This is a genomic window from Collimonas sp. (assembly GCF_039923675.1).
Taxonomy (GTDB): domain Bacteria; phylum Pseudomonadota; class Gammaproteobacteria; order Burkholderiales; family Burkholderiaceae_D; genus Collimonas.
The window spans coordinates 63,395-89,163 of sequence record NZ_JBDTCG010000090.1 but is presented as its reverse complement, the minus strand read 5'-3'; the positions used below and the strand labels follow the sequence as shown (position 1 = coordinate 89,163).

The following is a 25,769-nucleotide window of genomic DNA, read 5'->3' as shown; positions in this document are numbered from 1 at the left end:
CATGGCCGTGAAGCCTGTAAATCGTTATGCATGCATAAAGAGAGCTTATGACTGACCTACGCCGCCTGCCGCCGCTGCAAGGCCTGGTATTCTTCGAAGCCGCAGCGCGCCATCTGAATTTCACCGCCGCCGCCCAAGAGCTGGGCGCCAGCCAACCTGCGGTCAGCCACCGTATCGGCTTGCTGGAAGATGATCTGGGCGTACCGCTATTCAAGCGCGAGCATCGCGGCGTTTCCCTCAGCGCGGACGGCGTGCGCCTGTTTGAAGCCGTGCACGAAAGCCTGGGCATGATCGGCAGCGCCGTCGCCCACATCCGCGCACGCCGTAATCGCCAGGTGCTGACGGTGGCCACCGATTTCGGTTTCGCCTCTTACTGGCTGATGCCGCAATTAGGCACGCTGCGTAAGCTGATGGCGGATCTGGATGTGCGGATCATGACTTCTCAAAAAGCATTCGATATCCGTGAAGAAGCGGTGGACGTAGCAATCGCTTTCGGCAGCGGCCATTGGCCCGGTTGCGAAGCGGAATTGCTATTCCCGGAAATCGTCATTCCCGTATGTAGCCCCGTCTTCAAAGCCACCCACGGCTTGAACGAAAATATGACAACGCTGGCGCAACTGCCCTTGCTCCACCTGGAAAGCGAGGAGCCGATGCGCTGGCTTGGCTGGGACAGCTGGTTTGCACAGCATAATATTGCTCCAGGCGGCGTTGCTGAAGGCCGTGATCTCAGCTTCAACAACTACCCGCTGGTGATCCAGGCAGCCATCACCGGACAAGGGCTGGCGCTGGGGTGGTTTCCGCTGGTGGCGGATTTGCTGCAAAGCGGCCAACTGGTGACCGCTGCCGCCGCTCCGGTCACCACCGGCAATGGCTACTTCCTGGTCCGGCCCAACGCACAGCGGACGACAGCCGCGGCCAACTTGTTCCGCCAGTGGATTGTTGGCGAGTGCGAAAAAGCATTGGTGCAATATGCCGTTCAGGCTGTCATCTAGAGATGCAGTGGCACGGACAAACAAAAGCAGTCATAATTTCCGCTGACAAATACTCTGGACCACCATGGCATAGTGCTTCCGTTGCCGGATTCCGTAGCCCGCTGCTTCCAATTTCACGCGATCATATAAAAATGCGAATTTTCCTGTTGCTTTCCCTCTTTCTTGCCGGCCTGGCCCAAGCTGCTCCCGATGTATCAGTTAGGTCATTGCTATTCCAAGGCAAGAATGAACGGGGAGATACGCCTGCGATCTCGATGCCGTTTGTGACGATGAACGATCAGAAAGTCGCCGCAAAAATCAACGACTATCTGTTTATCCGACAAATTGGCGTCCTGGCGCCGAAACAGCCGGGAAAATTCTTTAGCGCGGCTGGCGGCGACCGCATCGCCGGCATGGCAAGCCTGGAATATACGGTTTCACGCAATGACGGCCGGGTTCTGACGATCGCCTTTGCGGGCGAAGGCTGCGGCGCCTACTGCGAGGATTACAACACCTTCTATAGCTTCGATATCAAGACCGGCCGCATGCTTGGCGCCGATGATTTGTTTACCGTGCCGGGCATGCGTAGCCTTGCGCAGAAATTGAGCAAGGAGCGGCAGTCTCAGTACCGTCAGCAGTTGATATCGCTGAGAAAGGAACTGAAAGCCGCCCAGAAAGAGCGCAAACCGAAGAACCAGGACGCCATAGACGATTTGAATAATCGCATTGCGCTCAATGCCGACTGTCTCGGCGAAGGCAGCGATAGCGCCGGCACACCGGCCGCAGACCTTTCGCTTTCAACCTTCAGGAATTACATGTCTGAGCTTGCCGGACAGGCATTTAACCTGACGGCGGGGCGATGCAGCAACCATGCAATGCGCGCACTCGATGACGTGGGCGAAGTCACGTTGACGCTTCCCTATGCCGAGCTGAAGCCTTATTTGACCGGCTACGGCAAAGCGTTGCTTCTTGGCGAAGGATCCGGCGTCCCGAAGAGTGGCGTCTACGGCCAGCTTTTACATGGCCAGATGGGTGGCAAGATCGCCATCACCATGCTGCTGCATAAGGAATCCGACAACTCTGTGGGCGGTGTGTATTTCTATGACAAATATCGCAAGCCGATCAATGTCAGCGGAGGCGAGACCGGCGATACGATTGCATTGACTGAAGATGCGGCGGAAGGCAGCACCGGAAAAGCGACGATGCATCTGGCTATCTCGGGAGATCGCTTGCAGGGGCAATGGAGCGGCAAGACGGAACTGCATGTCGAGCTCGCCCCATAAGCAGGATTACCCGCCGCACTACAGTTTCTTTTGCATCACCATGGCGTTGCCCATTGCCGGAACCAGTTCATAGCCGACAAACCCGCTGGCCTTGTACAAGGCCAGCGCCGGATGATTGCCTTCCAACACCTCCAATGTGATCTTGCAGCAGCCCAGACCGTTTGCTACTTGCTCGACCTGCCGTATCAATAATTTCGAAATGCCCTGGCCGCGGAAAACCTTGGCAACCGCCAGGTCATGGATATTCAGCAAAGGCTTGCAGGCAAACGTAGAGAACCCTTCAATGCAGATCGCCACGCCGGCGGGCTGGTCGCCGACAAACGCCAGCACCACATGGACATCGCTTCTTTTACCGAGCGCCGCAATCAGATTGTCTTTGACGAAATCGGCCAGTTGCTGGCCGCCGCCCATCGCATCCATGGCGTAGCCGTTCAAGAGCTCGACAATTGCGCCGGCATGGCGCGCATCGGACAAATCGGCATTCACTATCTGCACTGTCTGGGTCATTTTTTTGAATCCTGTTTATATTGGTTATATGTACGATGTAATTTCAACATTCTTTTGACACCGATTCTATCAGTATCCGACAACACCTCTCACGTGCCAAAAAAGCGCAGCCACTCCCCTTTTTAGTGACAATTATCGGCACAACATACCAATTTGGTGAACTGGTACATCAATCTTGTATATCAGTTTGGTGCACCAGCTGGGTTTAGCTGGCTGGCACACGAATTGCTGGGAGCTCAGCATGACCACCGCCGCCAAATCGTCCACCCAGATCGCTGAACGGATTACCGAAGCGATGCTGGCGCGTAAACTGGCGCCCGGCACGCGTCTGGGCGAACAGCAGCTGGCGGAATTGTTCGGCGTCAGCCGCACCCAGATCCGGGAAGCCCTGACGCGACTGGTGACGCGCGGGATCGTCACCGTCAGCGCCCGTCGCGGCTGGTATGTTATCGCGCCGACGCCGGAAGACGCGCGCGACGCCTTTGAAGCGCGCCGTGTGCTTGAACTGGGTCTGCTGCGCCACGCACGACCGCTCAGCGCCGAGGCAATCAAGGCGCTGCGCCTGCATGTAGAGCGCGAACAAGCGGCGCTGGAGGGCGATGACGTCGCCGCCCGCAGCTTTTTGCTCGGCGATTTCCACGTCTGCCTGTGCGAATCGTTCGGCAATTCTCTGCTGGCGGATACCCTGCGCGACCTGACCACGCGCACCACGCTGACCGCCATGCAATACCAATCTTCGCATCACGCCAAGCAATCTTGCGCCGAGCATGTCGGCATCGTCGCGGCGCTGGAAAACGGCGATCTGGCGCAGGCGGAACAACTGATGCACGCCCATTTATGCAATGTTGAAGCGGGACTGGAGGCGTCGTTGCGCAGCGATCCGCTGTCGCCGCTGCAACAGGCGCTGGCGCCATTGACCGACAGTTTCGACAAGCAGTCATTCGCATTACCATTCATATCACCCCAGCTGAAGGAGTTTTAACATGAAATTTCCCAAGATCCTATTGGCCATGGTGGCCGCCACAGCCCTGTTCAGCAGCACTGCCAGAGCCGATGCGCTAGACCAGATCGTCAAGAGCGGCGTACTCAAGGTCGCCGTGCCGCAAGACTTCCCACCGTTCGGTTCGGTCACCAGCGACCTTAAGCCGCAGGGGCTGGACATCGATGTCGCCACTCTGATCGCCAAGAAAATGGGGGTCAAGATCGAACTGGTGCCGGTCACCAGCGCCAACCGCGTGCCCTATCTGCAGACCAAAAAAGTCGACCTGATCATTTCCAGCCTGGGTAAAAACCCTGAGCGTGAAAAAGTCATCGATTTCAGCGAAGCCTACGCACCTTTCTATAACGGCGTATTCGGCGGCGCCGACCAGAAGGTCAGCAGCGCAGCCGACCTGGCCGGCAAGACCGTGGGCGTGACCCGCGGTGCAGTGGAAGACCTGGAACTGAGCAAGATCGCCCCAGCCAGCGCCACCATCAAGCGCTACGAAGACAACAACGGCACCATCAGCGCCTTCCTCTCCGGTCAGGTGCAGCTGGTAGCGACCGGCAACGTCGTGGCTGCGGCAATCATCGCCAAGAATCCGCCGAAGAAACCGGAAACAAAATTCCTGATCAAGAATTCGCCATGCTCGATCGGCCTCAACAAGGACGAGAAGAAGCTGCTGGATAAAGTCAACGCGATCCTGGCTGAAACCAAGAAGGACGGCGAACTGAATGCGATCAGCGTCAAGTGGCTGGGATTGCCGCTGCCGGCCAATCTGTAAACAGACGGCATAAGCTGACATAGGGCTTTACATGAGCTACCACTTTGATTTCCTGGCAGCGTTCGACTATCCCGCAGTGCTGGTCAAGGGTGTGCTGGTCACGATCGAACTGATCGCGATCGGCGGCGTGCTAGGCATTGCGGTCGGCATCTTCGCAGCCTGGGCCAAGACACAGGGACCGCGCTGGTTGCGGCCCTTCATCAGCGCCTATGTCGAACTGATCCGCAACACGCCGTTCCTGATCCAGCTGTTTTTCATCTTCTTCGGCTTGCCCGGGGTCGGTTTGCAAATCAGCGAGATGGAAGCGGCGTTGCTGGCGATGGTGATCAACCTGGGTGCCTACAGCTGCGAAATCATCCGCGCCGGCATCGCTGCGGTTGCCCGCGGCCAGATCGAAGCCGGCTTGAGCCTGGCGATGACAAGGATGCAGATTTTCCGCCACGTGATCTTGCCGCCGGCTTTGCAGAAAATCTGGCCGGCCTTGTCGAGCCAGGTGGTGATCGTGATGCTGGGCTCGGCGGTCTGTTCGCAGATCGCGGTGGAAGAACTCGCTTACGCGGCCAACTTCATCCAGGGCCGCAATTTCCGTTCGTTCGAGTCTTATCTGCTGTCCACCGCTATCTATCTGGTGTTGGCGATCGGCTTGCGGCAGTTACTACGCCTGCTCGGTAACCGGCTGTTCGGGCAACGGATGAAAAAGGGGGTTGCATGATTTCGTTCTCGCTGTGGGATATCGTGCGCAACCTGCTGCTGGCGTTGCGCTGGACCGTGCTGCTGTCGCTAGCGTCGTTTGCGCTGGGCGGCTTGCTGGGATTGATCGTCCTGTTCCTCCGCACTTCCAAGAAAATCTGGTTGCAGCGTCTTACCAAGATGTATATCGAACTGTTCCAGGGCACGCCGCTGCTGATGCAATTGTTCCTGGCGTTTTTCGGCCTGGCGCTGTTCGGCCTCGACGTTCCGGCCTGGCTGGCTGCCGCCCTGGCGCTCACCTGCTGGAGCAGCGCCTACCTGGCGGAAATCTGGCGCGGCTGCGTAGAAGCCATTCCGCGCGGCCAATGGGAAGCATCGTCATCGCTGGCGATGACTTACCTGCAGCAGATGCGCCATGTGATCCTGCCGCAAGCCTTGCGCATCGCGATTCCGCCTACCGTCGGCTTCAGCGTGCAAATCGTCAAGGGCACCGCCGTCACCTCTATCATCGGCTTCGTGGAACTGTCGAAAGCCGGCACCATGATCACCAACGCCACGTTCCAGCCTTTTACGGTGTATGCCGTGGTGGCGCTGATGTATTTCGCGTTGTGCTGGCCGCTGTCCAAATTCAGTCAGTCTCTGGAAAGGAAACTCAATGGCACTCATCGCGATTGATAATGTAAAGAAAAGCTTCGGCGACAATCAGGTGCTGAAGGGTATCCGGCTTGATGTGGAAGCCGGCGAAGTGATTGCCATCATCGGCAAAAGCGGTTCCGGCAAAAGCACCCTGCTGCGCTGTATCAACGGCCTGGAGAGCATCGACGAAGGCAATATCAGCGTCGCCGGCGCCCATCTGGGCAAGACCGAGGTGGAGTTACGTGCGCTGCGCCTCAAGGTCGGCATGATCTTCCAGCAGTTCAACCTGTTCCCGCATCTGACTGTGGGCCGCAACGTGATGTTGTCGCCGATGATCGTCAAAGGCACCACCGAGGCGGCGGCGCGCAAGTCGGCGCAGGACAACCTGGCGCGGGTCGGCCTGGCGGAAAAATTCGACGCCTATCCGGATCAACTCTCCGGCGGCCAGCAGCAGCGGGTCGCCATCGCCCGGGCGTTGACAATGCAGCCGCAAGCACTGCTATGCGACGAGATCACCTCGGCGCTGGACCCGGAACTGGTGAACGAAGTGCTGACCGTGGTGCGCGGCCTGGCAGAGGAAGGCATGACCTTGCTGATGGTGACACATGAAATGCGTTTTGCCCGCGAAGTCTGCGACCGGGTCGTGTTCATGCATCAGGGGAAAGTCCACGAAATCGGCCCGCCGGAAGAAATTTTCGCGCATCCGAAAACGGTCGAACTGCAACAATTCCTGGGTGCTTCAAACTAGAGAAAAAATATGCAATAAATTGTCAAATGAGGGAGTGCTTGAACAATTCTGTAAAATTGCGGATTAGGCACCGTTATCAATGGAAGCACACATGAATTCAATAAGCACTACCCCGCCCCTCGCAGCTGACATGATTTCCTTCATCGAAGGTTTGCCGAAAGCGGAATTGCATCTGCATATCGAAGGCACGCTGGAACCTGAACTCCTGTTTTCACTGGCACAACGCAACAACGTCACGCTACCCTACACCTCGGTGGAGGAATTGCGCGCCGCTTACGCGTTCACCGACCTGCAATCGTTTCTCGACCTGTATTACGCCGGCGCTGCGGTATTGCAGACCGAACAGGACTTCTACGAAATGACGATGGCTTACATCGTCCGCTCGCGCGCCGACAATGTCCGTCACTCTGAAATTTTCTTCGATCCGCAAACCCATACCGAACGCGGCATCGGCATCGATGTGGTGTTTGCCGGCATCGCCCGCGCCTTGCGCGAAGCGCGTGAAAAGCACGGTTTCAGCAGCGCCATGATCATGTCTTTCCTGCGCCATTTATCGGAAGAGGACGCCTTCGCCACCTTGGAAGCCGCACTGCCGCTTCGCGCAGAATATCGCGACCTGTGGATAGGCATCGGTCTCGATTCCGCCGAACGCGGCAACCCGCCGGAAAAATTTGCGCGGGTGTTCGCACGCTGCCGCGAACTCGGCTTTCGTCTGGTAGCCCACGCCGGTGAAGAAGGTCCGCCGCAATACGTCAAGGATGCTCTGGATGTGCTGCATGTCGAGCGTATCGATCATGGCGTCCGCAGCGAAGAAGATCCGGTGCTGATGAAGCGCCTGGCGGAACTGCGGATTCCGTTGACGGTCTGCCCGCTCTCCAATCTCAAGCTGTGCGTGGTGGATGACATGCGCAAGCATAACCTGGCGCGCCTGTTGCATGCCGGTCTGGCGGTCACTGTCAACTCCGATGACCCGGCTTATTTCGGCGGCTACATGAATGCCAATTTCCTGGCGGTGGCGGCGGCGCTGCGCCTGAGCCGCACCGAGTTGGTGATGCTGGCGCGGAATGCCTTTGATGCGACGTTCTTGCCGGCGGCGGCCAAGCAGCAGTTCTTGCTCGAACTTGACGGCTATTGCATGGCGCATTGATTTTGCGAACGGATATTGAACGGCGCTAAGCGATTAGCGCGCACCCGGATTGGTCACGACCCGCCTCACCGTACTGGTGCGGCGGGTTTTTTATGCAGCTGCAGCGGACAAAAAAAAGCCCGCGGCGTTAACGCTTGCGGGCTGAATCCAACCCTAGGAGGTGTTGGAGGAGACAGGAGTGATTATAACAATACGACCCAAATTTGTATGCTTTAGTGTTCACATACCTGATATTCGATGGGCGCATAACAATGCACGGAGTTTGCTCTTGTAATGTCCTTGCCAGCGGGACAGTTTACGTACATGATTGGAGAGCAGCCAGATAGCCTGCCCTATCGATCCCGTCTGACTCTGCGCAACCGTATTATCGTGGAGACCATGATGGACAACGTAATTGCTGCACCTCTTCTGACTAAAGCCGGTATCCTGTTTTCGGTAACAGTCGAATTCAAACAATATCAATGCTTGGTGCCGGCAACCACTCTTTCCGACCTGTCGCATTCGAAAGATCCCAAGCTCGACCTGCTCGACACTTATCGGGCCTTCCAGACCAAAATCGAAGGCGTCGCCCGGCGCTTGATCGGCGCCGGCCTCGAGGGCAAGCCGCTGGTGATCGGTAGCGGCTACTTCCAATAATCCCAACGCCGGACTGGAATACTGAACGTAACAATCGCAGGCAATCGATGTCTGCGATGAACGCTTATGCATTGAGTGTCGCGCGGCGCTTCAGCAATGCGTCACGTAGCTTGTCGTAGCCCAGGTTAAACAGAAACGTGTAAGGCAGGAAGAACATCAGCAAGCCGATGTCGAGAATCAGCGCGTCGAGCAGACTCATGTCCAGCCACCATGCCACCAGCGGCACCACGATCGCCACCAGTCCGGCTTCAAATGCGATGGCGTGCACCGCCCGCACCGCCATGGTCCGGACTAGGCGCCAATGCCGTTCAAGGCGATCGAACAAAGCGTTGAAAATCATGTTCCAGGTCATCGCCACCAGCGAAATCATCAGCGTCAGCGCACCCGCGTGCGCCATCGGCATATTCATGACCCACGATAATACCGGCGCAGTCAGCGCCACTGCCAGCGCTTCGAAAATCAATGCATGCGTAATCCGCTCACCCCAGGTTTTATTGGTATTCATAGTGCCTCCGTTGCTTCAAAAATCTGATGGTGCTATTTTCTTCGATTAAACTGATACTATAAAACTAGTTATCATCGGATAAACCGATACATTAAACGGAGTTCCTGCGCTATGCGCCATTCACTTGAAACCCTGTTCATGTTCGTCGAAGCCGCTACGCTGGGCTCGTTTTCCGCGGCTGCGCGCAAGCTTGGCAAGCAGCAATCCAGCGTCAGCGAGGCCATCGCCAACCTGGAAATCGACCTCGGCCTGATGTTGTTCGACCGCAGCACCCGCCGGCCGACCCTGACCGAACAAGGGCGGGCAATGCTGGTGCACGCTCAACAGGTGATCGAGGCCAGCGACCGGCTCGAACGCTCTGCCCACCGGCTGGCGGATGGCTTGGAGCCGCAACTGACCCTGGTGCTGTCCGACACCTATCAGTCGGACCGTTTTGAAGAAATACTCACCAGTTTCGAACAGCGCTATCCCGAGCTGGAACTGGAATGCATGATTGCGGAGCGCAACGACGTGGTGTCGCTGGTGCAGGAAGGCCGCGCCAATCTCGGGCTGGTGGCGGCGCAGCCCGATTACCCGCCGGATATCGGCTTCGAATCGGTGCCCGACCGCTCTGCCATCGGACTGTATGTCGGCAAGCAGCATCCGTTGGCAAAGGCCCGCCACATCACTACCGAAATGCTGCATGCCGCCCGTGAATTGCGCCTGAGTACCTACGGCGACGATGGCGCGCAGGCCATACAACGCCGCCGCGGCAAGTGCTGGACGGCCTCCAGCTACCTGCTGCTGCTGGAAATGACGGAACTGGGCTTCGGCTGGGCCGAACTTCCTTACTGGCTGGCGAAGCGTTTCGCCGCCAACAGCCTGTTGGAGCTACAGGTGCGCGGCTGGCCGAAAAGCATCCAGGTGGATGCAGTCTGGTCGCGCCATCGCGGGCTCGGGCCGGCCGGCAGCTGGCTGCTGGACACGCTGATGGTGCGATAAAACACCGCCTGGTTGACCGGCGCCCAAAAAATATCTATCTGGCGCGAATTTTGCTCTATTTTCATATCACTCGGAAAGCAGACAAAAAATGTTAATCATCCTTGCCTCAGCCACCTTCGCCGCCCTTCTTGCCGCTTTCCTGCTACGCAAGGAACTCAAGAGCCGCGGTTTCCTCTCGACCTACAACCGCAATGCGCGCTCCAACGCCAGATTGCAGCGCAGCAGGACCGCCAAACCGCATCAGTGATGCGTCTGCCAGGTCGACTGGCCAATCTGTAGTTCGCGCAGGGTTCCAAAGCGCCGCCCGGACGACGGCCGCACGCATGATCCATACGGTGTGGGGGCGCATTCTCCATTTGCGACAGGCAAAAAAAAGCCCGCAGGCCTTGCGGCGCGGGCTGAATCCAAACCATAGGGTTGGAGGAGACGAATTCACTATATGATGAAATATGATGCGCTGCAATATAGTAAAAATACGGTAGTCGCAAGCACAAAAAAACCTGCGACCGTAAGGTAGGCAGGTTGTTGTGTTCTTCAATACAGGAGAAGATTCCCGAAACCCAGTCCTATCTGGAAAGTGGCTCCGACGTGTAACGAATCTACTCTTGTATTGGTCCGTACCGCTTCTTTTTACTGCTGAATGCGTCAGACGATTTGTAGATAGTACACGACCTTTATCAAGAATACAAGAAAATTGGTCAAAATACTGCCAATCTTCCACAGCTCAGGCAAAAAAAAGCCCGCAGGCCTTGCGGCGCGGGCTTGAATCCAAACCTTAGGAGGTGTTGGAGGAGACAGGTGCAACTATATACAGCCATTTCGCCATCCGCCAATTTATTTAACGCATAACAGTTATTCACATCGATGATAGCGTTACCATCCCTTTGCCACATAGGCTAGACGACGTCCCTCTTCGGCGCTCTGACGGGCTAGTTCCAGAATTTCCGCGACACTGACGGCTGCATCCGGCGTAACTGGGAATGGCGCGCCTTCCTGTATCGTCGCCGCCACCGCGCGGTAAAACTCGACGTAAGCGCCATCCAGAGTCGCCAACTCGCCACGCAGATCGAGATCGCCTTCTACCTCTCGGATCAGGCCCGGCGGATTGCCGGCCCATCCCGGCTGCCCCGGCCGCAGGCCGGCCTTGAGCTGATCTTCCTGGCTGTCCAGACCGGTTTTGAGATAGCTGCCGCGGCGGCCGTGCAATACAAAACGCGGGGCTTCCAGCGCACTCAAGGCGCTCGCATGCAATACCACCTGCTTGTCCGGATATCCCAGTTGCAGATGAACATAATCATCGGCTTGCGCATTGTCGCGATAGGTGGCGACGGTGGCATTGACGGTTTGCGGCGCGCCAAACAGCAGCAGCGCCTGGTCGATCAAATGCGGGCCAAGGTCATACAGCAAGCCGCCACCGCTTTGCACGTTCTCGCGCCAGCGCTGTCGCACCAAGGGACGGAAACGGTCGAAATGGGATTCAAAATGGGTTATATGGCCAAGCCGGCCGCTAGCGATCAGCGCCTGTACGGTGCGGAAATCGCCGTCCCAGCGCCGGTTATGGAACGGCGCCAGCAACAGTTTGCTGTCGCCTGCCAGGCGCGCCAGGATGCGAGCCTCCGCCGCAGTCAGCGTGACCGGCTTGTCGATCACCACATGTTTGCCGGCCGCCAGTGTGCGACGGGCGAATTCGAAATGGGTGTCGTTCGGTGTCGCAATCACGACGCATTCGATCTCCGGATCCGCCAGCAAGGCATCCAGATCGGCGACGATGCGTGCGTGCGGCCATGCTTTGGCGACGATTTCTCCCTGGCTGCTAGCGATCGCACTGACTTCGGTACGGCCAGAGTGGCCGATCAGCGGTGCATGAAAGGTAGCGCCGGCAAAGCCGTAGCCTAGAAGGCCGATTTTCAACATGGTCATGGTTTTCTTGGTGGAAGGCTTAGTCAGGTCAAAAAAGCGCAGCCGAGGCAGGATCACTCGATCGCTATCAAGCTTCGGCTAAAAGTTACCCACAGAAACTGTGGACAGTCCTGTGGACAACTCACAAGGATTTTAATCAAGTCTTTGATTTACAAGGATTTTCACTGAACGCACAAGCTTGATACTCCGTGCATAACTTATGCGGCGGATTTTTCATACGAAATCCGCCGGCAAAAGCCCCGCAATCACCACTTAACCGGCCGAAGAATCAATATCCGCCAGCGATTCACGACCTTTGTCGGTGATATCGAAACCATCGCCCGCAGGCCTGGCGCTGATATGGCCCTTTTTACCGAGGAACAAGGCGACATCCGCAGCCAGCTTGCTGCCGGAATCGCTGGCCACGGCGCGCAAGCCTTCGATGCAATTCTTGATGAACAAGGTCTGCTGACCCTTTTCGGTCAACGCCAGGGTGCCGTCTTTTTCGTATGCGATGTATTTGAGTCCGGTCAAGCGCTTGGTATTTCTGGCGATACACGCGCTGACCCGGCCGCGCTGCGGCGTCTTGCTGATTTGCCCCAGGGCGTCGAATTCATCTTTTGTCAAACCGTCGTTCATTACTGCTTCCTCTGTAAGATTTTTTCATGCTGCGATCCTCATGGTACGCGCCGCAATGGATAGCGGCAAGGCGCGCGGCTGAAAACCCCGACCCGGGCCATGGAATAACCATGGAATAACCATGGATTAGCTACAACCGCCAAATAAAATCTGGTATCGTTACCTCAGGGTTCGTTAGGGAATATGCTGGCCATGCAGCCGGCGGCGGAATGACGCGTTCACCGCCAGCCTGCCCAACTGATTCCCTAACGAATCTGCAGGCATTCCAACCTCGAGCACAAGGAGACATTTATGGACTTGATAGAAAAATTCGACGCCAAAGGCAAGGAATCAGGTAACGCGTTTCACGTTGAATGCTATGAAATCGAGATCGAAGTAGCGAGCGCAAGTGGTGCCATCAACTCCCTGCCAGGGCGCAGGACCTATCAGCTGGCGGACGGACGCGCGCTGAAGGAATACTCGGAAGGGAAGTATGTGATCGAACAGACTGGCGAGAAAATATTGCGGGTTTAAGGCGTGTTTTTACAAGGCAATATCCGCCTGCGGCCATGAGGACGCAGGCCTTTTTTTGCCATCGCATAAAACAGAATTGAATTGCAGTAAATGGCAAGTCTCAGGCTCGTCCGCCCTCGCGCAGGGTCCTGATCAGCAGGTCTGCCGTGATGTTGCCGTCGAATTCGCGGAAACCGCGTTGGTAGACCAGCGCACCGACCGCGATCAGCCGATACAGCTCTTCTTCCGTGAGCTTGTAAGACAGTTTGGCGATCTCGTTGGCAAACATCTGCACGAGGTCGTCGTCACTGGTGAGCGGCACCTGGCGACTCGCCCTACCCCACATCTCGATGATCTTCGCAGCCTTCATAAAAACCTCCAGAAGATTTTTAGTATAGATGCCGCGCCGCAAATATCCAGTCGCTCGCATCTATCAATCAGGCAGTCAAAATAGACAAAGCGTGGCGACATTGTTCGTTGAATAACAATAGCGGATGCAGTATTCGCTGCCTTTGACACATTGCGACGACAAGGTGGAGACCAATCGCAGCATGAGGCCGGCTTGTGGTTCGTCCAACTCGCATACCTCGGCATCCAGAAAATCGAAATAACGGCCGACAAACGGATACAGCGCCTTGAACAGGCTTTCCTTGGCCGAGAAAACCAGGCTCAGCCAGCGTTCCAGCGTGATACCGGCAGCGACCCCGATGGCCAGCTCGGCCGCCGTCATCAAGTGTTCAACCAGCGGTTGCGCCGCCTCATTGCTGAGCAGGGTTTCGATATCGATGCCCAGCGCGCGCCATTCCTGGTTGCGGGCCGCGACGGCCATCGCCTGGCCATCGCCGTGGCTGATCGAGCCTAGATATCCGTCCGGCCAGACCGGTGCGCGATGCTGGCCGACCGGCAGCGTGGCCACGCCGCCATAACCCAGTTTTTGCAGTGCCTGCCGTGCGCAAAAGCGGCCTGCGGCGAATTCCACCTGGCGTTTCAACACTGCATTCGCCAGGGAGTCCGGCAGAATAATCCCGCCGGCTTTCAACTGCGCCAGCTGACCGGCATCGACGGCATAGCGCATGCCGGCATGACTGAGGGAATCAGGCAACGGCGGCAAAATTGCCTCGATTACAACATTTGCAGCAAATGGCATGTTTTTATCGGGAATGGTCAAAAGCGGTATTGCCGTCGGGATGACGGCTTTTCATTATAGCGTTCGCAGGCTTGTCCTCTGAAACGCAAAAACCCGCACACCTTGCGGCAGCGGGTTCATTTGGCAAAGACATATCTGGTGCCGGTGATCGAGGCTACCGGCCAACCTGTCGATATGCAAGACACTCTTCGAAAAGCACTTATCCAACCGGATTCAACTTTATGAGTGAGCACTAAGTCAACAACATGCATTTTACTCACCCAACATGACAGCGGCATGACGGCCACATGACCGTTAACATTTTCCGTCCACCTGCAGCGCCCAAAAAAAAGCCCGCGATACCTTGCGGTCACGGGCCGAATCCAAACTCGGGGAGAGTGTAGAAGACGGAGTTATTGTAACGCTCCGGGGAAATCGGCACAGCTGTCAAAGTTGACAGGAGGCAACTTATAATTTTTCGACATTTCCCCCTGTGTAAGTTTCTGTAAGTTTCAAGCAAGTCCCGCGTAAGGTTCAGGCTGCACACTCCGAATTAGCTGTACCAAATATAAATAAATAAACCAGGAGACCAGCATGGCCACACTACAACCTGCCGCAGGCGGGGTTAAACCTGCCAATCGCAGCATTACCGCAGAAGAGCGCAAAGTCATTTTTGCCTCGTCTCTAGGTACTGTTTTCGAATGGTACGACTTCTATCTGTACGGTTCACTTGCGGCAATCATCGCCAAGCAGTTCTTCTCCGGCACAGATCCCAACACCGGCTTCATTTTTGCACTGCTGGCATTTGCCGCAGGCTTCATCGTGCGCCCTTTCGGCGCGCTGGTATTTGGACGCCTGGGGGACATGATCGGCCGTAAATTCACCTTCCTGGTGACGATCCTGATTATGGGGGCGTCGACCTTCATCGTCGGTATCTTGCCTAACTACGCAACTATCGGGATTGCCGCCCCTGTCATCCTGATTACTCTGCGCATCCTGCAAGGCCTGGCGTTGGGCGGTGAATACGGCGGCGCCGCGACCTATGTCGCAGAGCATGCACCTGACGACAAACGCGGCGCGTTCACATCGTGGATCCAAACAACGGCGACACTGGGCCTGTTCCTGTCGCTGCTGGTGATCCTGGGCGTGCGCAGCGCGGTCGGCGAAGAAGCTTTCTCGACATGGGGCTGGCGCATTCCTTTCCTGCTTTCCGTGGTCCTGCTGGCGGTGTCGGTCTGGATTCGCCTGTCGATGAATGAATCGCCGGCTTTCGCCAAGATGAAGGCGGAAGGCAAGACTTCCAAAGCACCGCTGACTGAAGCATTCGGCCAGTGGAAAAACCTGAAAATCGTGATTCTTGCATTGATCGGCCTGACCGCCGGCCAGGCTGTGGTCTGGTACACAGGGCAGTTCTACGCGCTGTTCTTCCTGACGCAATCGCTCAAGGTCGACATGTCGACCGCAAACATACTGATTGCGCTCGCGTTGTTGCTGGGTACGCCGTTCTTCGTGATTTTCGGCTCCTTGTCCGACAGAATCGGCCGCAAGCCGATCATCATGGTGGGCTGCCTGATTGCTGCACTGACCTACTTCCCGATTTTTTCCGGCCTGACCCATTACGCCAATCCGGCTCTGGAAGCGGCGTTAAAAAATGCGCCGGTGATCGTCACCGCCGACCCAGCCGCCTGCCAGTTCCAGTTCAATCCGACCGGCACCAAGAAATTCACATCCTCTTGCGATATCGCCAAAGCCAAGCTGTCGGCGGCCTCGGTCAACTATGAGAACGTTGCAGGCGCACCTGGCTCGGTCGCCACCATCAAGATTGGTGAAAAAATCCTGACCTCGTATGATGCCAACGGCTTGTCCAAGGAAGACGCTGCCGCCAAGGACAAAGCCTTCTCGGCAGAACTGGCCGGCGACATCAAGGGTGCGGGTTACCCAAGCAAGGCTGATCCGGATCAGATGAACAAGCCCATGGTGTTGCTGCTGCTGTTTATCCTGGTGCTCTACGTGACTATGGTCTACGGCCCGATTGCAGCAATGCTGGTTGAAATGTTCCCTACCCGCATCCGCTATACCTCGATGTCCATGCCTTATCACATCGGTAACGGCTGGTTCGGCGGCTTGCTGCCAACCACAGCCTTTGCGCTGGTCGCCTTCAAGGGCGATATCTACTACGGCCTGTGGTACCCGATCGTGATTGCCGCCGCCACTTTCGTCATCGGCATGTTGTTTGTCAAGGAAACCAAGGACAACGATATCTACCAGACCGAGCGCTCTTGAAAAATATGGCATATCCTTACGGCTATGCCTGAGCAGCGTAAAAAAGCCGCCAGATGATTCTGGCGGCTTTTTCATTTTGCCAACTGTCAATGCGGCCCGATATTTGGTATCGTCGGGCGTTGGCAACCGTTAAGTAACGAATAAGCATGATTTAAACAAGAAACCTGCCTCATTACGTATCGTCGCCGCCACCATCCATCTCACTCATCAATGACTATTGCGCTGCTTCCCGCGGCGCCGCAACTTTCCAATATGAAGACACCAACCAGATTAGGTACGCCGCTTTCCCCTTCCGCCACCAAGGTCATGCTGCTGGGCTCCGGCGAGCTCGGCAAGGAAGTCATCATTTCGCTGCAACGCCTGGGCGTCGAAGTCATCGCCGTCGACCGCTATCCCAATGCGCCGGGCCATCAGGTCGCGCACCGCTCGCACGTCATCAACATGACCGACGGCGCCGCCTTGGAAGCGCTGATTGCGCAGGAGCAGCCGGACCTGGTAGTGCCTGAAATCGAAGCCATCGCCACGGAAACCCTAGTGGCGCTGGAAGCCGCCGGTAAAGTCACAGTGATTCCTACTGCCCGCGCCGCCTGGCTGACCATGAACCGCGAGGGCATCCGCCGCCTGGCCGGTGAAACGCTGGCGCTGGCGACCTCGCCTTACCGCTTCGCCAACAACCTGGACGAATTGAAAACTGCCTGCTTGGCGATCGGTTTTCCTTGCGTGATCAAGCCGGTGATGTCGTCTTCCGGCAAAGGCCAGTCGAAGATCGACAGCGCCGAGGAAGTGGAAGCCGCCTGGGCCTATGCCGCGGCAGGCGGCCGGGTCGATGCCGGCCGCGTCATCGTTGAAGGCTTTATCGATTTCGATTATGAAATCACGCTGTTGACGGTCAGGGCGCGGCAACAGGATGGCAGCGTCGCCACCCATTTCTGCGAGCCGATCGGCCACATCCAGGTGCAAGGCGACTACGTCGAATCCTGGCAGCCGCACCCGATGCATCCGGAAGCCTTGCGCAAGGCGCGCGATATCGCCAAGAAAGTCACCGACAACCTGGGCGGCCTGGGCCTGTTCGGGGTTGAACTGTTCGTCAAGAACGAGATGGTCTGGTTCTCGGAAGTCAGCCCGCGTCCGCATGACACCGGCATGGTCACCATGGCCAGTCAGCAGCAAAGCGAATTCGAGTTGCACGCCAAAGCCATCCTCGGTTTGCCAGTCAACGTCGCGCTGCGCAGCCCGGCGGCATCGGCAGTCATCTATGGCCAACATGACGCCAAGGGGATTGCGTTTGAAGGCGTGGCTGATGCGCTGCGCGTGCCGGGCGTGGATATCCGCCTGTTCGGCAAACCGGAATCTTTCGCCCGCCGCCGCATGGGCGTGGCGCTGGCGACAGCCGACGACGTCGAGACCGCGCGTATCCGTGCCAAACAGGCTGCGGCCAAGGTCAAGCCGGTGATTGCTGGATAAAGCAGCATTGAGCATCACGCCGGGTTGCCGCACGACGTCATACAGTCGTACAACCCGGTGGCAGCATAGCAGAACCGCCGGATCGCCGGCCGCAACAAAGGATAGTAGATAGAGACATCGTCCCAAGCAGCAGCGCGGGGCGATACCCGATGAAAACAATAACCAACAATTCGCCATGAAATTCGATGTCGCCATTATCGGCAGCGGTCTAGCCGGCCTGTCAGTCGCCCTGCATCTTGCTGAAAACAACAAGGTCGCAGTCATCTCCAAACGCGCGCTGCTGGACGGCGCCAGCAACTGGGCTCAGGGCGGCATCGCCGCAGTGCTTGATTCCGGCGACAGCCATGAGCAGCATATCAACGACACGCTGATCGCCGGCGCGGGCCTGTGCGACGAAAGCGCGACCCGCTTCATCGTTGAAAACGGCAAGGCTGCGATCGAATGGCTGATTGAACAAGGGGTGCCGTTTACGCCCGACGCCAGCGCTGAAATGGGATTCCACCTGACCCGCGAAGGTGGCCACAGCCAGCGCCGCATCATCCACGCCGCCGACGCTACCGGCCATGCGGTGCAGGTGACGCTGGAACAGAAAGTGCGCGCGCATCCCAACATCACGCTGCTGGAAGATCACTACGCGATCGACCTGATCACCTCGAAGAAGGTGGCCACCGGCGAAGCCGATAAAAGCGCGCCACGCTGCCTCGGCCTGTACGCCAAGAACGTCAAGACCGGCAAGGTGCTGACGCTATCGGCCAGCCATACGGTGCTCGCCACCGGCGGCGCCGGCAAGGTTTACCTGTACACCACCAATCCCGACAGCGCCACCGGCGACGGTATCGCCATGGCCTGGCGCGCCGGTTGCCGGGTCGCCAACATGGAATTCATCCAATTCCATCCGACCTGCCTGTACCACCCTTACGCCAAGTCCTTCCTGATCACCGAAGCAATACGCGGCGAAGGCGGCGTGCTTAAATTGCCGGATACCGAAGGCGACGACGCCGGCAAGCGCTTCATGCCCGCGCACGACGAACGGGCCGAACTGGCGCCGCGCGACGTGGTGGCACGGGCGATCGACTTTGAAATGAAAAAACGCGGCCTCGATCACGTCGACCTCGACATCACCCACAAGTCGCCGGAATTCCTGAAAGAGCATTTCCCCACCATCTATGCACGCTGCCTGGAGCTGGGGATCGATATCACCAAGCAAGCGATTCCGGTGGTGCCGGCGGTCCACTTTACTTGCGGCGGCATCGTCACCGATCTGAATGGCCGCACCGACCTGCCCGGCTTGTATGCGGTCGGCGAAACCGCCTACACCGGCCTGCACGGCGCCAACCGCCTGGCCAGCAATTCGCTGCTGGAATGCGTGGTGATCGGCCGCGCCACCGCCAAGTTCATCGAGCAGCAGGAAAAGCCGAAAGCGATCACCTTGCCAGCCTGGGATGAAAGCCGCGTCACCGACGCCGACGAAGAAGTCGTGATTTCCCACAACTGGGACGAGCTGCGCCGCTTCATGTGGAATTACGTCGGCATCGTACGCACCAACAAACGCCTGGAACGGGCCCAGCACCGCATCCGCCTGCTAAAGGAAGAGATCGACGAGTACTACGCCCACTTCCGCATCAGCCGCGATTTGCTGGAACTGCGCAACCTGGTGCAAGTCGCGTCGCTGATCGTCGAAAGCGCCTTGTCGCGCCATGAAAGCCGTGGCTTGCACTACAGCCAGGATTATCCTGAAACCCTGGCCAAGGCACTGCCCAGCGTGCTGACGCCGCAGCGGCGCTAGACCGCTTTGGCCTGACCTGGCGCGCAGACGAATTGCGCGCCAGTAAACGGAGTGTCAGCGGCCGGACCCGGCACTACACTTCCGTTCCCGATGCTGCCCATAAGAATGTCATGACTTCAAAACTTCCCCGTTCCCTGGTTGCGCTAACCTGGTCAAACCTGGCGGCGCAATCGGCCGAACAACTGAGCCTGGCGGCCGCGCCCATCATGGCGGTGCTGGTGCTGGGCGCCGGGCCCGGCGAGATCGGCATGCTGGCTGCCATCCAGTCGCTGCCCTTTCTTCTGCTCTCGATTCCGTTCGGCCTGCTGGCCGACCGCACCTCTCGCCGGCGTCTGATGGTGGCAGCCGAGGCGTTGCGCATGTTTGCCTTGCTGGGCGTATTGGCTTCGGTTTTCCTGAGCAGGCTATCGATCGAACTGCTGGCAGTGTTTGGCTTCATCGGCGCGGTCGGCACCGTCGGTTTCAGCGTCGCCGCACCAGCGATCGTCCCGGCGCTGGTAGGGCGCGATTTGCTGGCCAAAGCCAATGGCCGGCTGGAACTGGCGCGCAGCGTCGCCTTTGCCGCCGGTCCGGCATTGGGTGGCGCACTAACCTCCTGGGCCGGTGCTCCGGCTGCCTTCGTATTGGCAACCATATTGTCCGGCTCCGCAGTGGTTCTGCTGCTGCAATTGCGTGAGCCGCAGCGCACGCCGGCAGCGCCCCGCCACCCGCTGCTGGAACTGCGTGATGGCGCACACCTGGTCTGGCGCGATGATTTGCTGCGTCCGATCCTGTTGACCGCAACCGCCTGGAATATTTCCTGGTTCGTGTTGCAGGCGGCTTATGTACCCTACGCGGTGCGTCAACTAGGGCTGAGCGCCGGCGCGGTCGGCATGACGCTGGGCGCCTATGGCGTCGGCATGATGGTCGGCGCCCTGCTGGCGCCGCGGGTGGTGGCGTGGCTGCCATTCGGCCGCGCGATCCAACTGGGGCCGGCGGTCTCGGTACTCGCTGCGCTCGTCATGGTGGCAACGCTCGCTGTTCCGAGCGGCTTCCTGGCGGCGGGCTCCTTCTTTCTGTTTGGCGTCGGTCCGATCATCTGGGTGATCACCTCGACCACACTGCGCCAGACTGTTACCCCCGGCGCCATGCTGGGAAGGGTCTCCGCAATTTTTCTCACAGTCAATACCGGCGCGCGTCCGATTGGCGCCGCGCTGGGCGGCCTGGTCGGCGCCCGGTGGGGCGAGCCTGCCTGCCTGGTGCTAGCACTTGCGGGCTTCGTGGTACAGGCGTGGATCATATTCGGCTCCAAGATACGCGTGCTGCAGCGCCTCCCTGCGCCCGCAGCTTAGATCCGATAGACAATCCCTGCGTCAGTGATTTTGGCGGTGTCGTTTCCTCCTCATCTCAGCTATGCTAAGGCCTGTTCACTTGCCAGTGAACAGGCTTGACGCACATAACAAAAACCTGACAAGAATAAGGAAAAACGATGAAGGAGACACGATGAATACGGCGTCGCAGCAAATCACATCTGCCGCACCCGCAGCGAACAGCGCCAGGCGGGTCATCTTTGCCAGTTTCATCGGCACGGCCATTGAGTTCTACGACTTCTATGTCTACGCGACCGCCGCCGCACTGGTGATCGGTCCGGTATTTTTCCCGCACGATTCTCCTACCGCGCAAGCCTTGTCGGCTTTCGTCACCTTTGGCATCGCCTTTATCGCGCGTCCGGTCGGCGCTTTTTTGTTTGGCCATTTCGGCGATCGCGTCGGACGTAAATCGACGCTGGTGATTTCGCTGCTGGTGATGGGTATCTCCACCATGCTGATCGGCTTTTTGCCGGGCTACGCCAGTATCGGCGCACTGGCGCCGGTGCTGCTGTGCGTGCTGCGCTTTGCGCAAGGCATCGGACTGGGCGGCGAATGGGGCGGCGCAGCGTTGCTGGCGACCGAGTATGCGCCGGCCGGCAAGCGCGGCCGCTACGGCATGTTTCCGCAACTCGGCCCATCGGTCGGCTTCCTGATGGCGAACGGCCTGTTCCTGACGCTGGCCTTGACGCTATCGGATGAGCAGTTCAAGAGCTGGGGTTGGCGTGTTCCATTTATCTTCAGCGCCGCGCTGGTGGTGCTGGGCTTGTATGTGCGCTTGAAAATTGCAGAAACGCCGGTGTTTGCGGCGGCGCTGGAAAAGCGCGAGCGCGTCAAGATGCCGGCCGTGACACTGTTCAAGGATCACTGGCGGCCGGTAATGCTGGGCGCGGTGGCGATGATTGTCTGCTACACCTTGTTTTATATCGCCACCGTATTTTCGCTTTCCTACGGCGTCGGGACTTTACATATTCCGCGCCAGGAATTCCTCGCCCTGCTCTGCCTTGCCGTGGTGTTCATGGCGCTGGCGACGCCGCTGTCGGCATTGGCCAGCGACCGCTTCGGCCGCCGTCCGGTGCTGATCGTCGGCACGCTGGCCGCCATCGCTGCGGGCTTCACCATGCAACCACTGTTTGGCAGCGGCAGCACAGCGGGGATTGCGCTGTTCCTGATCATCTTCCTGTTCCTGATGGGCGTCACCTTTGCTCCCATGGGCGCCCTGCTGCCGGAATTGTTTCCGACCAGCGTGCGCTACACCGGCGCCGGCGTCGCCTATAACATCGGCGGCATCTTGGGCGCATCGGTAGCCCCCTATATCGCGCAGTTGCTGGCGGAGCGCGGCGGCCTGGCGTATGTCGGCGCATATGTCTCGGTGGCGGCCGGCTTGAGCCTGATCGCGGTGCTTTGCATGCGTGAAACACGCGATGCAAATCTGCAAAACGTTTAGTTGTGAAACGCGGAGAATCTGGCTGAAACTGAATCGATTACATAATCAAAAACGGAGACAAAACATGACGCAAACATGCCAAACATTCAAAACAAAACTGCTTAAGACGCTGATTTTTTCGGCATTGGCAACCGGCGCCGGCTTCTCTCTGGCAGCACCGGTGGCACCGGTCTACGAGCTGGCGCAAAAAGAAAAGCCGGCGATGATGGACACCATGCGCGACCTGGTAAACATCGAGTCCGGCAGCGGCGACCTGGAAGGCCTGGCCAAGATCGCCACCCTGATTCGCGACCGCCTGGCGCAACTGGGCGGCAAGGCGGAATTGCTGGACGCGCCTGAAATCTACCGCATGGGCGATACCCCGGAAAAAATCGGGCAGATCGTCCACGCCGAATTCAAGGGCACCGGTAAACGCAAGATCATGCTGATCGCGCACATGGATACGGTGTACCTGCGCGGCATGCTGAAGGACCAGCAGTACCGGGTCGACGGCGACAAAGCCTATGGTCTTGGCATCGCCGACGACAAGCAAGGCATCGCCATCATCTTGCATACCGTCGCCATCTTGCAAAAAATCGGTTTCAAGGATTACGACACTCTGACGGTGCAGATCAATGGCGACGAAGAAATCAGCTCGCCTGGCGGCCGCAGCCTGCATACCAAATTCGGCGCCGAACAGGATGCGGTGTTTTCCTATGAAGGCGGCGGCCCGCAAGGCCAGCTGCGCCTGGCGACCAGTGGTATCGCCGCCGCCTATCTGACGGTGCAGGGAAAATCTTCGCATGCCGGAGCCGCGCCGGAAAGAGGCATCAATGCGCTCTATGAATTGTCGCACCAGTTGTTACAGCTGAATAACCTATCGCAACCCGAGCGCGGCTTGAAGCTGAACTGGACCGTCGCCCAAGCCGGCACCAATCGTAACGTCATCCCTGCCAACGCCAGTGCCCAGGCCGATGCCCGCGCCTTGAAAATGAGCGACTTCGAGCAGTTGCAAACCCAGCTGCAGGAAGGCATCAAGAAGCAGTTGATCCCGGACGCCAAGGTCCAGCTGAAATTTGAAATGCGGCGGCCGCCGCTGGAAACCAACGCCGTCTCGCGCACAGTATCGGCTTACGGCCAGAAAATATACCAGGAACTCGACCTGCCGATGAAGGTGGTTGACGTCGCCAGCGGCGGCGGCACCGATGCGGCGTTTGCTGCCTTGAAATCGAAAGCCGCAGTCATCGAAGGAATGGGGTTGACCGGCTATGGCGCACACTCGAACGACGCCGAGTATGTCTTGTTGAACACCATTGTTCCGCGCCTGTATTTATCGACGCGGCTGATTATGGATTTTGCCCTGGGTAAAGTGCAGTAAATCAGCCGTTACCAGCCGGACGGGTGGCATGTCGCCCATCCGGCTGGTCGGCTTACTCGATGATTCGCAACGAAAAGTCGGTCGCCTGGATATCCTTGGTCAGGCTGCCGATCGAAATGCGGTCGACGCCGGTTTCAGCTATCGCCCGCACGCTGTCCATGTTGATGCCGCCGGATGCTTCCAGCAAGGCTCTGCCATCGGTCAGGTTGACCGCATCGCGCATGGCGTCGAGACTGAAATTGTCGAGCAAAATCGACACCGCGCCGGCACTGAGCGCCTGGTCCAGCTGCACCAGGTTTTCCACCTCGATCTGGATCGTCACATCCGCATCCAGGCTCAGCGCCGCCTTCATCGCAGCGGGAATGCCGCCGGCTGCCGCAATATGGTTTTCCTTGATCAGGATGCCGTCATACAAGGCCAGCCGCTGATTATGGCCGCCGCCGACGCGCACCGCATATTTTTGCGCCAAGCGCAGGCCGGGCAAGGTTTTGCGGGTATCCAGGATGTGCGCCTTGGTGTTGGCCACGGCGTTGACATACAAACGGGTTGCGCTGGCCACGCCGGACAATAGCTGCAGGAAATTCAGGGCGCCGCGTTCCGCCGTGAGCAGCGCGCGCGCAGGCGCATCGATCAGGCAGACTTCGCTGTCTGCGCTCATCATGTCGCCTTCGGCATAACGCCAGTCGATACTGATCCGTGCGTCGAGCTGCTTCATGACCGCTTCAAACCACGGTGCGCCGCACAGCACTGCCGCTTCGCGCACGATCACGCGGGCACGCACCATCTGCTGCCCGGGGACCAGCTTGCCGGTCAGGTCGCCGCTGCCGACGTCTTCAGCCAGCGCGATACGGATATTGTCATCGAATGCCGCCTGCAGCGCGGCGTCAAACGGGGTGAAACGATTTTTGAGGGAAGTACTCATGCGGGTCCGATTCCTGAAAACAGTTTTTGTTCTTGCGCCAGATCGCTGGTGGGGCGCACACTGGCTTTGCGTTGCGCCGCGAAATCAAGCATGCGGTCGATGCAGACCACTGCCTTGCTGCTGATCTCGGCATCGACGTGGATTTCGTTGCTGCCGGATTCCAGCACCTCGGCCAGGTTGCGCAAACCGTTCATCGCCATCCACGGGCAATGCGCGCAACTCTTGCAAGTGGCGCTGTTGCCGGCGGTCGGAGCGTCGATAAAGCGTTTGCCCGGCGCCGCCATGCGCATCTTGTGCAAAATGCCGTTATCGGTAGCGACGATGAATACGTCGGCATCCAGGCTCTGGGCAGCGGCAATCAGCTGGCTGGTGGAGCCAACCACATCGGCTTGCGCCACCACTGCTTCCGGCGATTCCGGATGCACCAGGATCTTGGCGCCCGGATGCTGCTGGCGCAGCAGTTCCAGTTCGACGCCCTTGAATTCGTCATGCACCAGGCAAGAGCCTTGCCACAACAGCATGTCGGCGCCGGTCTGTTTCTGGATGTAGCCGCCCAGATGCTTGTCCGGCGCCCACAAGATTTTTTTACCTTGCGCGTGCAGATGCGCGACGATGTCGAGTCCGATGGAGGAAGTCACCATCCAGTCGGCGCGCGCCTTGACGGCGGCGCTGGTATTGGCGTAGACCACCACGGTGCGATCCGGGTGCGCATCGCAAAACGCGGCAAACTCGTCGGCCGGACAACCGAGGTCGAGCGAACAGGTGGCATCCAGGTCGGGCATCAGCACGCGTTTGTGCGGGCTCAGGATTTTCGAGGTTTCACCCATGAACTTGACGCCGGCGACCACCAGCGTCTTGGCCGGATGATCGCGGCCGAAACGGGCCATTTCGAGGGAATCCGACACGCAGCCGCCGGTTTCTTCCGCCAGGTCCTGCAAATCGGCATCGACGTAATAATGGGCGACCAGCACTGCCTGCTGTTCTTTCAGCAGGCGTTTGATACGCTCCTTGAGTTCGGTTTTTTGTTGCGGCGTAGGGGTTTCAGGGACGCGAGCCCAGGCATGCGCGGTACAGCTGCTGCCTAGCTCCATTTGCGGCCGCTCGAATTCAACGGTTTTGATGGCTTGGGGTTGCATAGTGA

26 protein-coding genes are annotated in these 25,769 nt (G+C 58.2%); 18 read left to right on the top strand and 8 right to left on the bottom strand.

The window, feature by feature from the left end; translation table 11 throughout:
* Window positions 1-47 precede the first annotated feature (47 nt).
* Both ABI171_RS19870 and ABI171_RS19865 read left to right on the top strand, forming a co-directional pair.
* Window positions 48-992 (top strand): LysR substrate-binding domain-containing protein, encoded by a 945-nt coding sequence (locus ABI171_RS19870; protein WP_348094267.1) that lies wholly within the window; start codon window positions 48-50, stop codon window positions 990-992.
* A gap of 2 nt (window positions 993-994) precedes the next feature.
* Window positions 995-2,254 (top strand): hypothetical protein, encoded by a 1,260-nt coding sequence (locus tag ABI171_RS19865; protein ID WP_348094266.1) that lies wholly within the window; start codon window positions 995-997, stop codon window positions 2,252-2,254.
* Between the two features lie 18 nt (window positions 2,255-2,272).
* Here the strand turns inward: ABI171_RS19865 and ABI171_RS19860 are convergent, their stop codons facing one another.
* Complete coding sequence (locus tag ABI171_RS19860) at window positions 2,273-2,761, bottom strand: GNAT family N-acetyltransferase (protein WP_348094265.1); 489 nt, start codon at window positions 2,759-2,761, stop codon at window positions 2,273-2,275.
* 241 nt (window positions 2,762-3,002) lie between these two features.
* Here ABI171_RS19860 and ABI171_RS19855 point away from each other — a divergent pair, with 241 nt between their 5' ends.
* The 7 genes from ABI171_RS19855 to ABI171_RS19825 all read left to right on the top strand — a co-directional run bounded on the left by ABI171_RS19855 (window position 3,003) and on the right by ABI171_RS19825 (window position 8,381).
* Window positions 3,003-3,743 carry a GntR family transcriptional regulator gene (locus ABI171_RS19855; protein ID WP_348094264.1) on the top strand — a complete coding sequence of 247 codons (741 nt, stop codon included), beginning with the start codon at window positions 3,003-3,005 and terminating at the stop codon, window positions 3,741-3,743.
* 1 nt (window position 3,744) lies between these two features.
* The gene (locus ABI171_RS19850; RefSeq protein ID WP_348094263.1) at window positions 3,745-4,524 is read left to right on the top strand and encodes a transporter substrate-binding domain-containing protein; all 780 of its coding nucleotides are present in this window, start codon (window positions 3,745-3,747) and stop codon (window positions 4,522-4,524) included.
* A gap of 31 nt (window positions 4,525-4,555) precedes the next feature.
* Window positions 4,556-5,236, top strand: a complete 681-nt coding sequence (locus tag ABI171_RS19845) for an amino acid ABC transporter permease (RefSeq protein ID WP_348094262.1) — start codon at window positions 4,556-4,558, stop codon at window positions 5,234-5,236.
* Window positions 5,233-5,889 carry an amino acid ABC transporter permease gene (locus ABI171_RS19840; RefSeq protein ID WP_348094261.1) on the top strand — a complete coding sequence of 219 codons (657 nt, stop codon included), beginning with the start codon at window positions 5,233-5,235 and terminating at the stop codon, window positions 5,887-5,889. The genes ABI171_RS19845 and ABI171_RS19840 overlap by 4 nt, the downstream gene beginning before the upstream one ends.
* Window positions 5,870-6,598, top strand: coding sequence for an amino acid ABC transporter ATP-binding protein (locus ABI171_RS19835; protein WP_348094260.1), 729 nt, complete (start codon window positions 5,870-5,872; stop codon window positions 6,596-6,598). Before ABI171_RS19840 ends, ABI171_RS19835 begins: the two co-directional genes overlap by 20 nt.
* A 91-nt stretch (window positions 6,599-6,689) precedes the next feature.
* Window positions 6,690-7,745 carry an adenosine deaminase gene (locus ABI171_RS19830; RefSeq protein WP_348094259.1) on the top strand — a complete coding sequence of 352 codons (1,056 nt, stop codon included), beginning with the start codon at window positions 6,690-6,692 and terminating at the stop codon, window positions 7,743-7,745.
* A gap of 378 nt (window positions 7,746-8,123) precedes the next feature.
* Window positions 8,124-8,381, top strand: a complete 258-nt coding sequence (locus ABI171_RS19825; RefSeq protein ID WP_348094258.1) for a DUF1488 family protein — start codon at window positions 8,124-8,126, stop codon at window positions 8,379-8,381.
* Window positions 8,382-8,445: 64 nt separating this feature from the next.
* On the opposite strand, the gene ABI171_RS19820 is transcribed toward ABI171_RS19825, so the two are convergent.
* Window positions 8,446-8,886, bottom strand: coding sequence for a multidrug/biocide efflux PACE transporter (locus ABI171_RS19820; RefSeq protein ID WP_348094257.1), 441 nt, complete (start codon window positions 8,884-8,886; stop codon window positions 8,446-8,448).
* Between the two features lie 111 nt (window positions 8,887-8,997).
* On the opposite strand from ABI171_RS19820, the gene ABI171_RS19815 reads away from it, so the two are divergent.
* Together ABI171_RS19815 and ABI171_RS19810 are read left to right on the top strand one after the other, a co-directional pair.
* Window positions 8,998-9,867 (top strand): LysR family transcriptional regulator, encoded by an 870-nt coding sequence (locus ABI171_RS19815; protein WP_348094256.1) that lies wholly within the window; start codon window positions 8,998-9,000, stop codon window positions 9,865-9,867.
* Between the two features lie 88 nt (window positions 9,868-9,955).
* Complete coding sequence (locus tag ABI171_RS19810; protein ID WP_348094255.1) at window positions 9,956-10,114, top strand: hypothetical protein; 159 nt, start codon at window positions 9,956-9,958, stop codon at window positions 10,112-10,114.
* Between the two features lie 626 nt (window positions 10,115-10,740).
* Here ABI171_RS19810 and ABI171_RS19805 read toward each other — a convergent pair.
* Together ABI171_RS19805 and ABI171_RS19800 are read right to left on the bottom strand one after the other, a co-directional pair.
* A complete protein-coding gene (locus ABI171_RS19805) occupies window positions 10,741-11,787 on the bottom strand; it encodes an oxidoreductase (protein WP_348094254.1) in 1,047 nt (348 codons plus the stop codon).
* Between the two features lie 252 nt (window positions 11,788-12,039).
* The gene (locus tag ABI171_RS19800) at window positions 12,040-12,405 is read right to left on the bottom strand and encodes a hypothetical protein (protein ID WP_348094253.1); all 366 of its coding nucleotides are present in this window, start codon (window positions 12,403-12,405) and stop codon (window positions 12,040-12,042) included.
* Between the two features lie 291 nt (window positions 12,406-12,696).
* Here ABI171_RS19800 and ABI171_RS19795 point away from each other — a divergent pair, with 291 nt between their 5' ends.
* Window positions 12,697-12,918: a hypothetical protein gene (locus ABI171_RS19795; RefSeq protein ID WP_348094252.1), complete on the top strand. Its 222-nt coding sequence runs from the start codon at window positions 12,697-12,699 to the stop codon at window positions 12,916-12,918.
* 100 nt (window positions 12,919-13,018) lie between these two features.
* Here ABI171_RS19795 and ABI171_RS19790 read toward each other — a convergent pair whose 3' ends face one another.
* Both ABI171_RS19790 and ABI171_RS19785 read right to left on the bottom strand, forming a co-directional pair.
* A complete protein-coding gene (locus ABI171_RS19790) occupies window positions 13,019-13,267 on the bottom strand; it encodes a hypothetical protein (RefSeq protein WP_348094251.1) in 249 nt (82 codons plus the stop codon).
* Window positions 13,268-13,342: 75 nt separating this feature from the next.
* Window positions 13,343-14,044, bottom strand: a complete 702-nt coding sequence (locus ABI171_RS19785) for a 4'-phosphopantetheinyl transferase superfamily protein (RefSeq protein ID WP_348094250.1) — start codon at window positions 14,042-14,044, stop codon at window positions 13,343-13,345.
* A gap of 573 nt (window positions 14,045-14,617) precedes the next feature.
* On the opposite strand from ABI171_RS19785, the gene ABI171_RS19780 reads away from it, so the two are divergent.
* The 6 genes from ABI171_RS19780 (at window position 14,618) to ABI171_RS19755 (ending at window position 23,706) form a co-directional block, all read left to right on the top strand.
* Window positions 14,618-16,306 (top strand): MFS transporter, encoded by a 1,689-nt coding sequence (locus ABI171_RS19780; RefSeq protein WP_348094249.1) that lies wholly within the window; start codon window positions 14,618-14,620, stop codon window positions 16,304-16,306.
* Between the two features lie 252 nt (window positions 16,307-16,558).
* Window positions 16,559-17,770 (top strand): formate-dependent phosphoribosylglycinamide formyltransferase, encoded by a 1,212-nt coding sequence (purT, locus tag ABI171_RS19775; RefSeq protein WP_348094248.1) that lies wholly within the window; start codon window positions 16,559-16,561, stop codon window positions 17,768-17,770.
* Between the two features lie 175 nt (window positions 17,771-17,945).
* On the top strand, window positions 17,946-19,556 hold the full coding sequence (gene nadB / locus ABI171_RS19770; RefSeq protein ID WP_348094247.1) for an L-aspartate oxidase: 1,611 nt from the start codon (window positions 17,946-17,948) through the stop codon (window positions 19,554-19,556).
* A gap of 110 nt (window positions 19,557-19,666) precedes the next feature.
* Window positions 19,667-20,887: an MFS transporter gene (locus tag ABI171_RS19765; protein WP_348094246.1), complete on the top strand. Its 1,221-nt coding sequence runs from the start codon at window positions 19,667-19,669 to the stop codon at window positions 20,885-20,887.
* 151 nt (window positions 20,888-21,038) lie between these two features.
* Window positions 21,039-22,349 (top strand): MFS transporter, encoded by a 1,311-nt coding sequence (locus ABI171_RS19760; RefSeq protein ID WP_348094245.1) that lies wholly within the window; start codon window positions 21,039-21,041, stop codon window positions 22,347-22,349.
* 64 nt (window positions 22,350-22,413) lie between these two features.
* Entirely contained in the window at window positions 22,414-23,706 is a 1,293-nt protein-coding gene (locus tag ABI171_RS19755) for a M20/M25/M40 family metallo-hydrolase (protein WP_348094244.1), read from the top strand.
* 52 nt (window positions 23,707-23,758) lie between these two features.
* Here ABI171_RS19755 and nadC read toward each other — a convergent pair whose 3' ends face one another.
* A complete protein-coding gene (nadC, locus tag ABI171_RS19750) occupies window positions 23,759-24,628 on the bottom strand; it encodes a carboxylating nicotinate-nucleotide diphosphorylase (RefSeq protein ID WP_348094243.1) in 870 nt (289 codons plus the stop codon).
* Window positions 24,625-25,764: a quinolinate synthase NadA gene (gene nadA / locus ABI171_RS19745; protein WP_348094310.1), complete on the bottom strand. Its 1,140-nt coding sequence runs from the start codon at window positions 25,762-25,764 to the stop codon at window positions 24,625-24,627. Before nadA ends, nadC begins: the two co-directional genes overlap by 4 nt.
* Window positions 25,765-25,769: the final 5 nt, after the last annotated feature.

What these genes read in the sequence shown, in the direction of transcription:
- ABI171_RS19815 (WP_348094256.1), top strand. Translation starts at nt 8,998, where the DNA reads ATGCGCCATTCACTTGAAACCCTGTTCATGTTCGTCGAAGCCGCTACG.
- ABI171_RS19800 (WP_348094253.1), bottom strand. Translation starts at nt 12,405, where the DNA reads ATGAACGACGGTTTGACAAAAGATGAATTCGACGCCCTGGGGCAAATC.
- ABI171_RS19840 (WP_348094261.1), top strand. Translation starts at nt 5,233, where the DNA reads ATGATTTCGTTCTCGCTGTGGGATATCGTGCGCAACCTGCTGCTGGCG.
- ABI171_RS19755 (WP_348094244.1), top strand. Translation starts at nt 22,414, where the DNA reads ATGACGCAAACATGCCAAACATTCAAAACAAAACTGCTTAAGACGCTG.
- ABI171_RS19845 (WP_348094262.1), top strand. Translation starts at nt 4,556, where the DNA reads ATGAGCTACCACTTTGATTTCCTGGCAGCGTTCGACTATCCCGCAGTG.
- ABI171_RS19820 (WP_348094257.1), bottom strand. Translation starts at nt 8,886, where the DNA reads ATGAATACCAATAAAACCTGGGGTGAGCGGATTACGCATGCATTGATT.
- ABI171_RS19830 (WP_348094259.1), top strand. Translation starts at nt 6,690, where the DNA reads ATGAATTCAATAAGCACTACCCCGCCCCTCGCAGCTGACATGATTTCC.
- ABI171_RS19855 (WP_348094264.1), top strand. Translation starts at nt 3,003, where the DNA reads ATGACCACCGCCGCCAAATCGTCCACCCAGATCGCTGAACGGATTACC.
- nadC (WP_348094243.1), bottom strand. Translation starts at nt 24,628, where the DNA reads ATGAGTACTTCCCTCAAAAATCGTTTCACCCCGTTTGACGCCGCGCTG.
- ABI171_RS19805 (WP_348094254.1), bottom strand. Translation starts at nt 11,787, where the DNA reads ATGACCATGTTGAAAATCGGCCTTCTAGGCTACGGCTTTGCCGGCGCT.
- ABI171_RS19760 (WP_348094245.1), top strand. Translation starts at nt 21,039, where the DNA reads ATGAATACGGCGTCGCAGCAAATCACATCTGCCGCACCCGCAGCGAAC.
- nadA (WP_348094310.1), bottom strand. Translation starts at nt 25,764, where the DNA reads ATGCAACCCCAAGCCATCAAAACCGTTGAATTCGAGCGGCCGCAAATG.
- nadB (WP_348094247.1), top strand. Translation starts at nt 17,946, where the DNA reads ATGAAATTCGATGTCGCCATTATCGGCAGCGGTCTAGCCGGCCTGTCA.
- purT (WP_348094248.1), top strand. Translation starts at nt 16,559, where the DNA reads ATGAAGACACCAACCAGATTAGGTACGCCGCTTTCCCCTTCCGCCACC.
- ABI171_RS19860 (WP_348094265.1), bottom strand. Translation starts at nt 2,761, where the DNA reads ATGACCCAGACAGTGCAGATAGTGAATGCCGATTTGTCCGATGCGCGC.
- ABI171_RS19795 (WP_348094252.1), top strand. Translation starts at nt 12,697, where the DNA reads ATGGACTTGATAGAAAAATTCGACGCCAAAGGCAAGGAATCAGGTAAC.
- ABI171_RS19765 (WP_348094246.1), top strand. Translation starts at nt 19,667, where the DNA reads ATGACTTCAAAACTTCCCCGTTCCCTGGTTGCGCTAACCTGGTCAAAC.
- ABI171_RS19810 (WP_348094255.1), top strand. Translation starts at nt 9,956, where the DNA reads ATGTTAATCATCCTTGCCTCAGCCACCTTCGCCGCCCTTCTTGCCGCT.
- ABI171_RS19850 (WP_348094263.1), top strand. Translation starts at nt 3,745, where the DNA reads ATGAAATTTCCCAAGATCCTATTGGCCATGGTGGCCGCCACAGCCCTG.
- ABI171_RS19790 (WP_348094251.1), bottom strand. Translation starts at nt 13,267, where the DNA reads ATGAAGGCTGCGAAGATCATCGAGATGTGGGGTAGGGCGAGTCGCCAG.
- ABI171_RS19835 (WP_348094260.1), top strand. Translation starts at nt 5,870, where the DNA reads ATGGCACTCATCGCGATTGATAATGTAAAGAAAAGCTTCGGCGACAAT.
- ABI171_RS19870 (WP_348094267.1), top strand. Translation starts at nt 48, where the DNA reads ATGACTGACCTACGCCGCCTGCCGCCGCTGCAAGGCCTGGTATTCTTC.
- ABI171_RS19825 (WP_348094258.1), top strand. Translation starts at nt 8,124, where the DNA reads ATGATGGACAACGTAATTGCTGCACCTCTTCTGACTAAAGCCGGTATC.
- ABI171_RS19780 (WP_348094249.1), top strand. Translation starts at nt 14,618, where the DNA reads ATGGCCACACTACAACCTGCCGCAGGCGGGGTTAAACCTGCCAATCGC.
- ABI171_RS19785 (WP_348094250.1), bottom strand. Translation starts at nt 14,044, where the DNA reads ATGCCATTTGCTGCAAATGTTGTAATCGAGGCAATTTTGCCGCCGTTG.
- ABI171_RS19865 (WP_348094266.1), top strand. Translation starts at nt 995, where the DNA reads ATGCAGTGGCACGGACAAACAAAAGCAGTCATAATTTCCGCTGACAAA.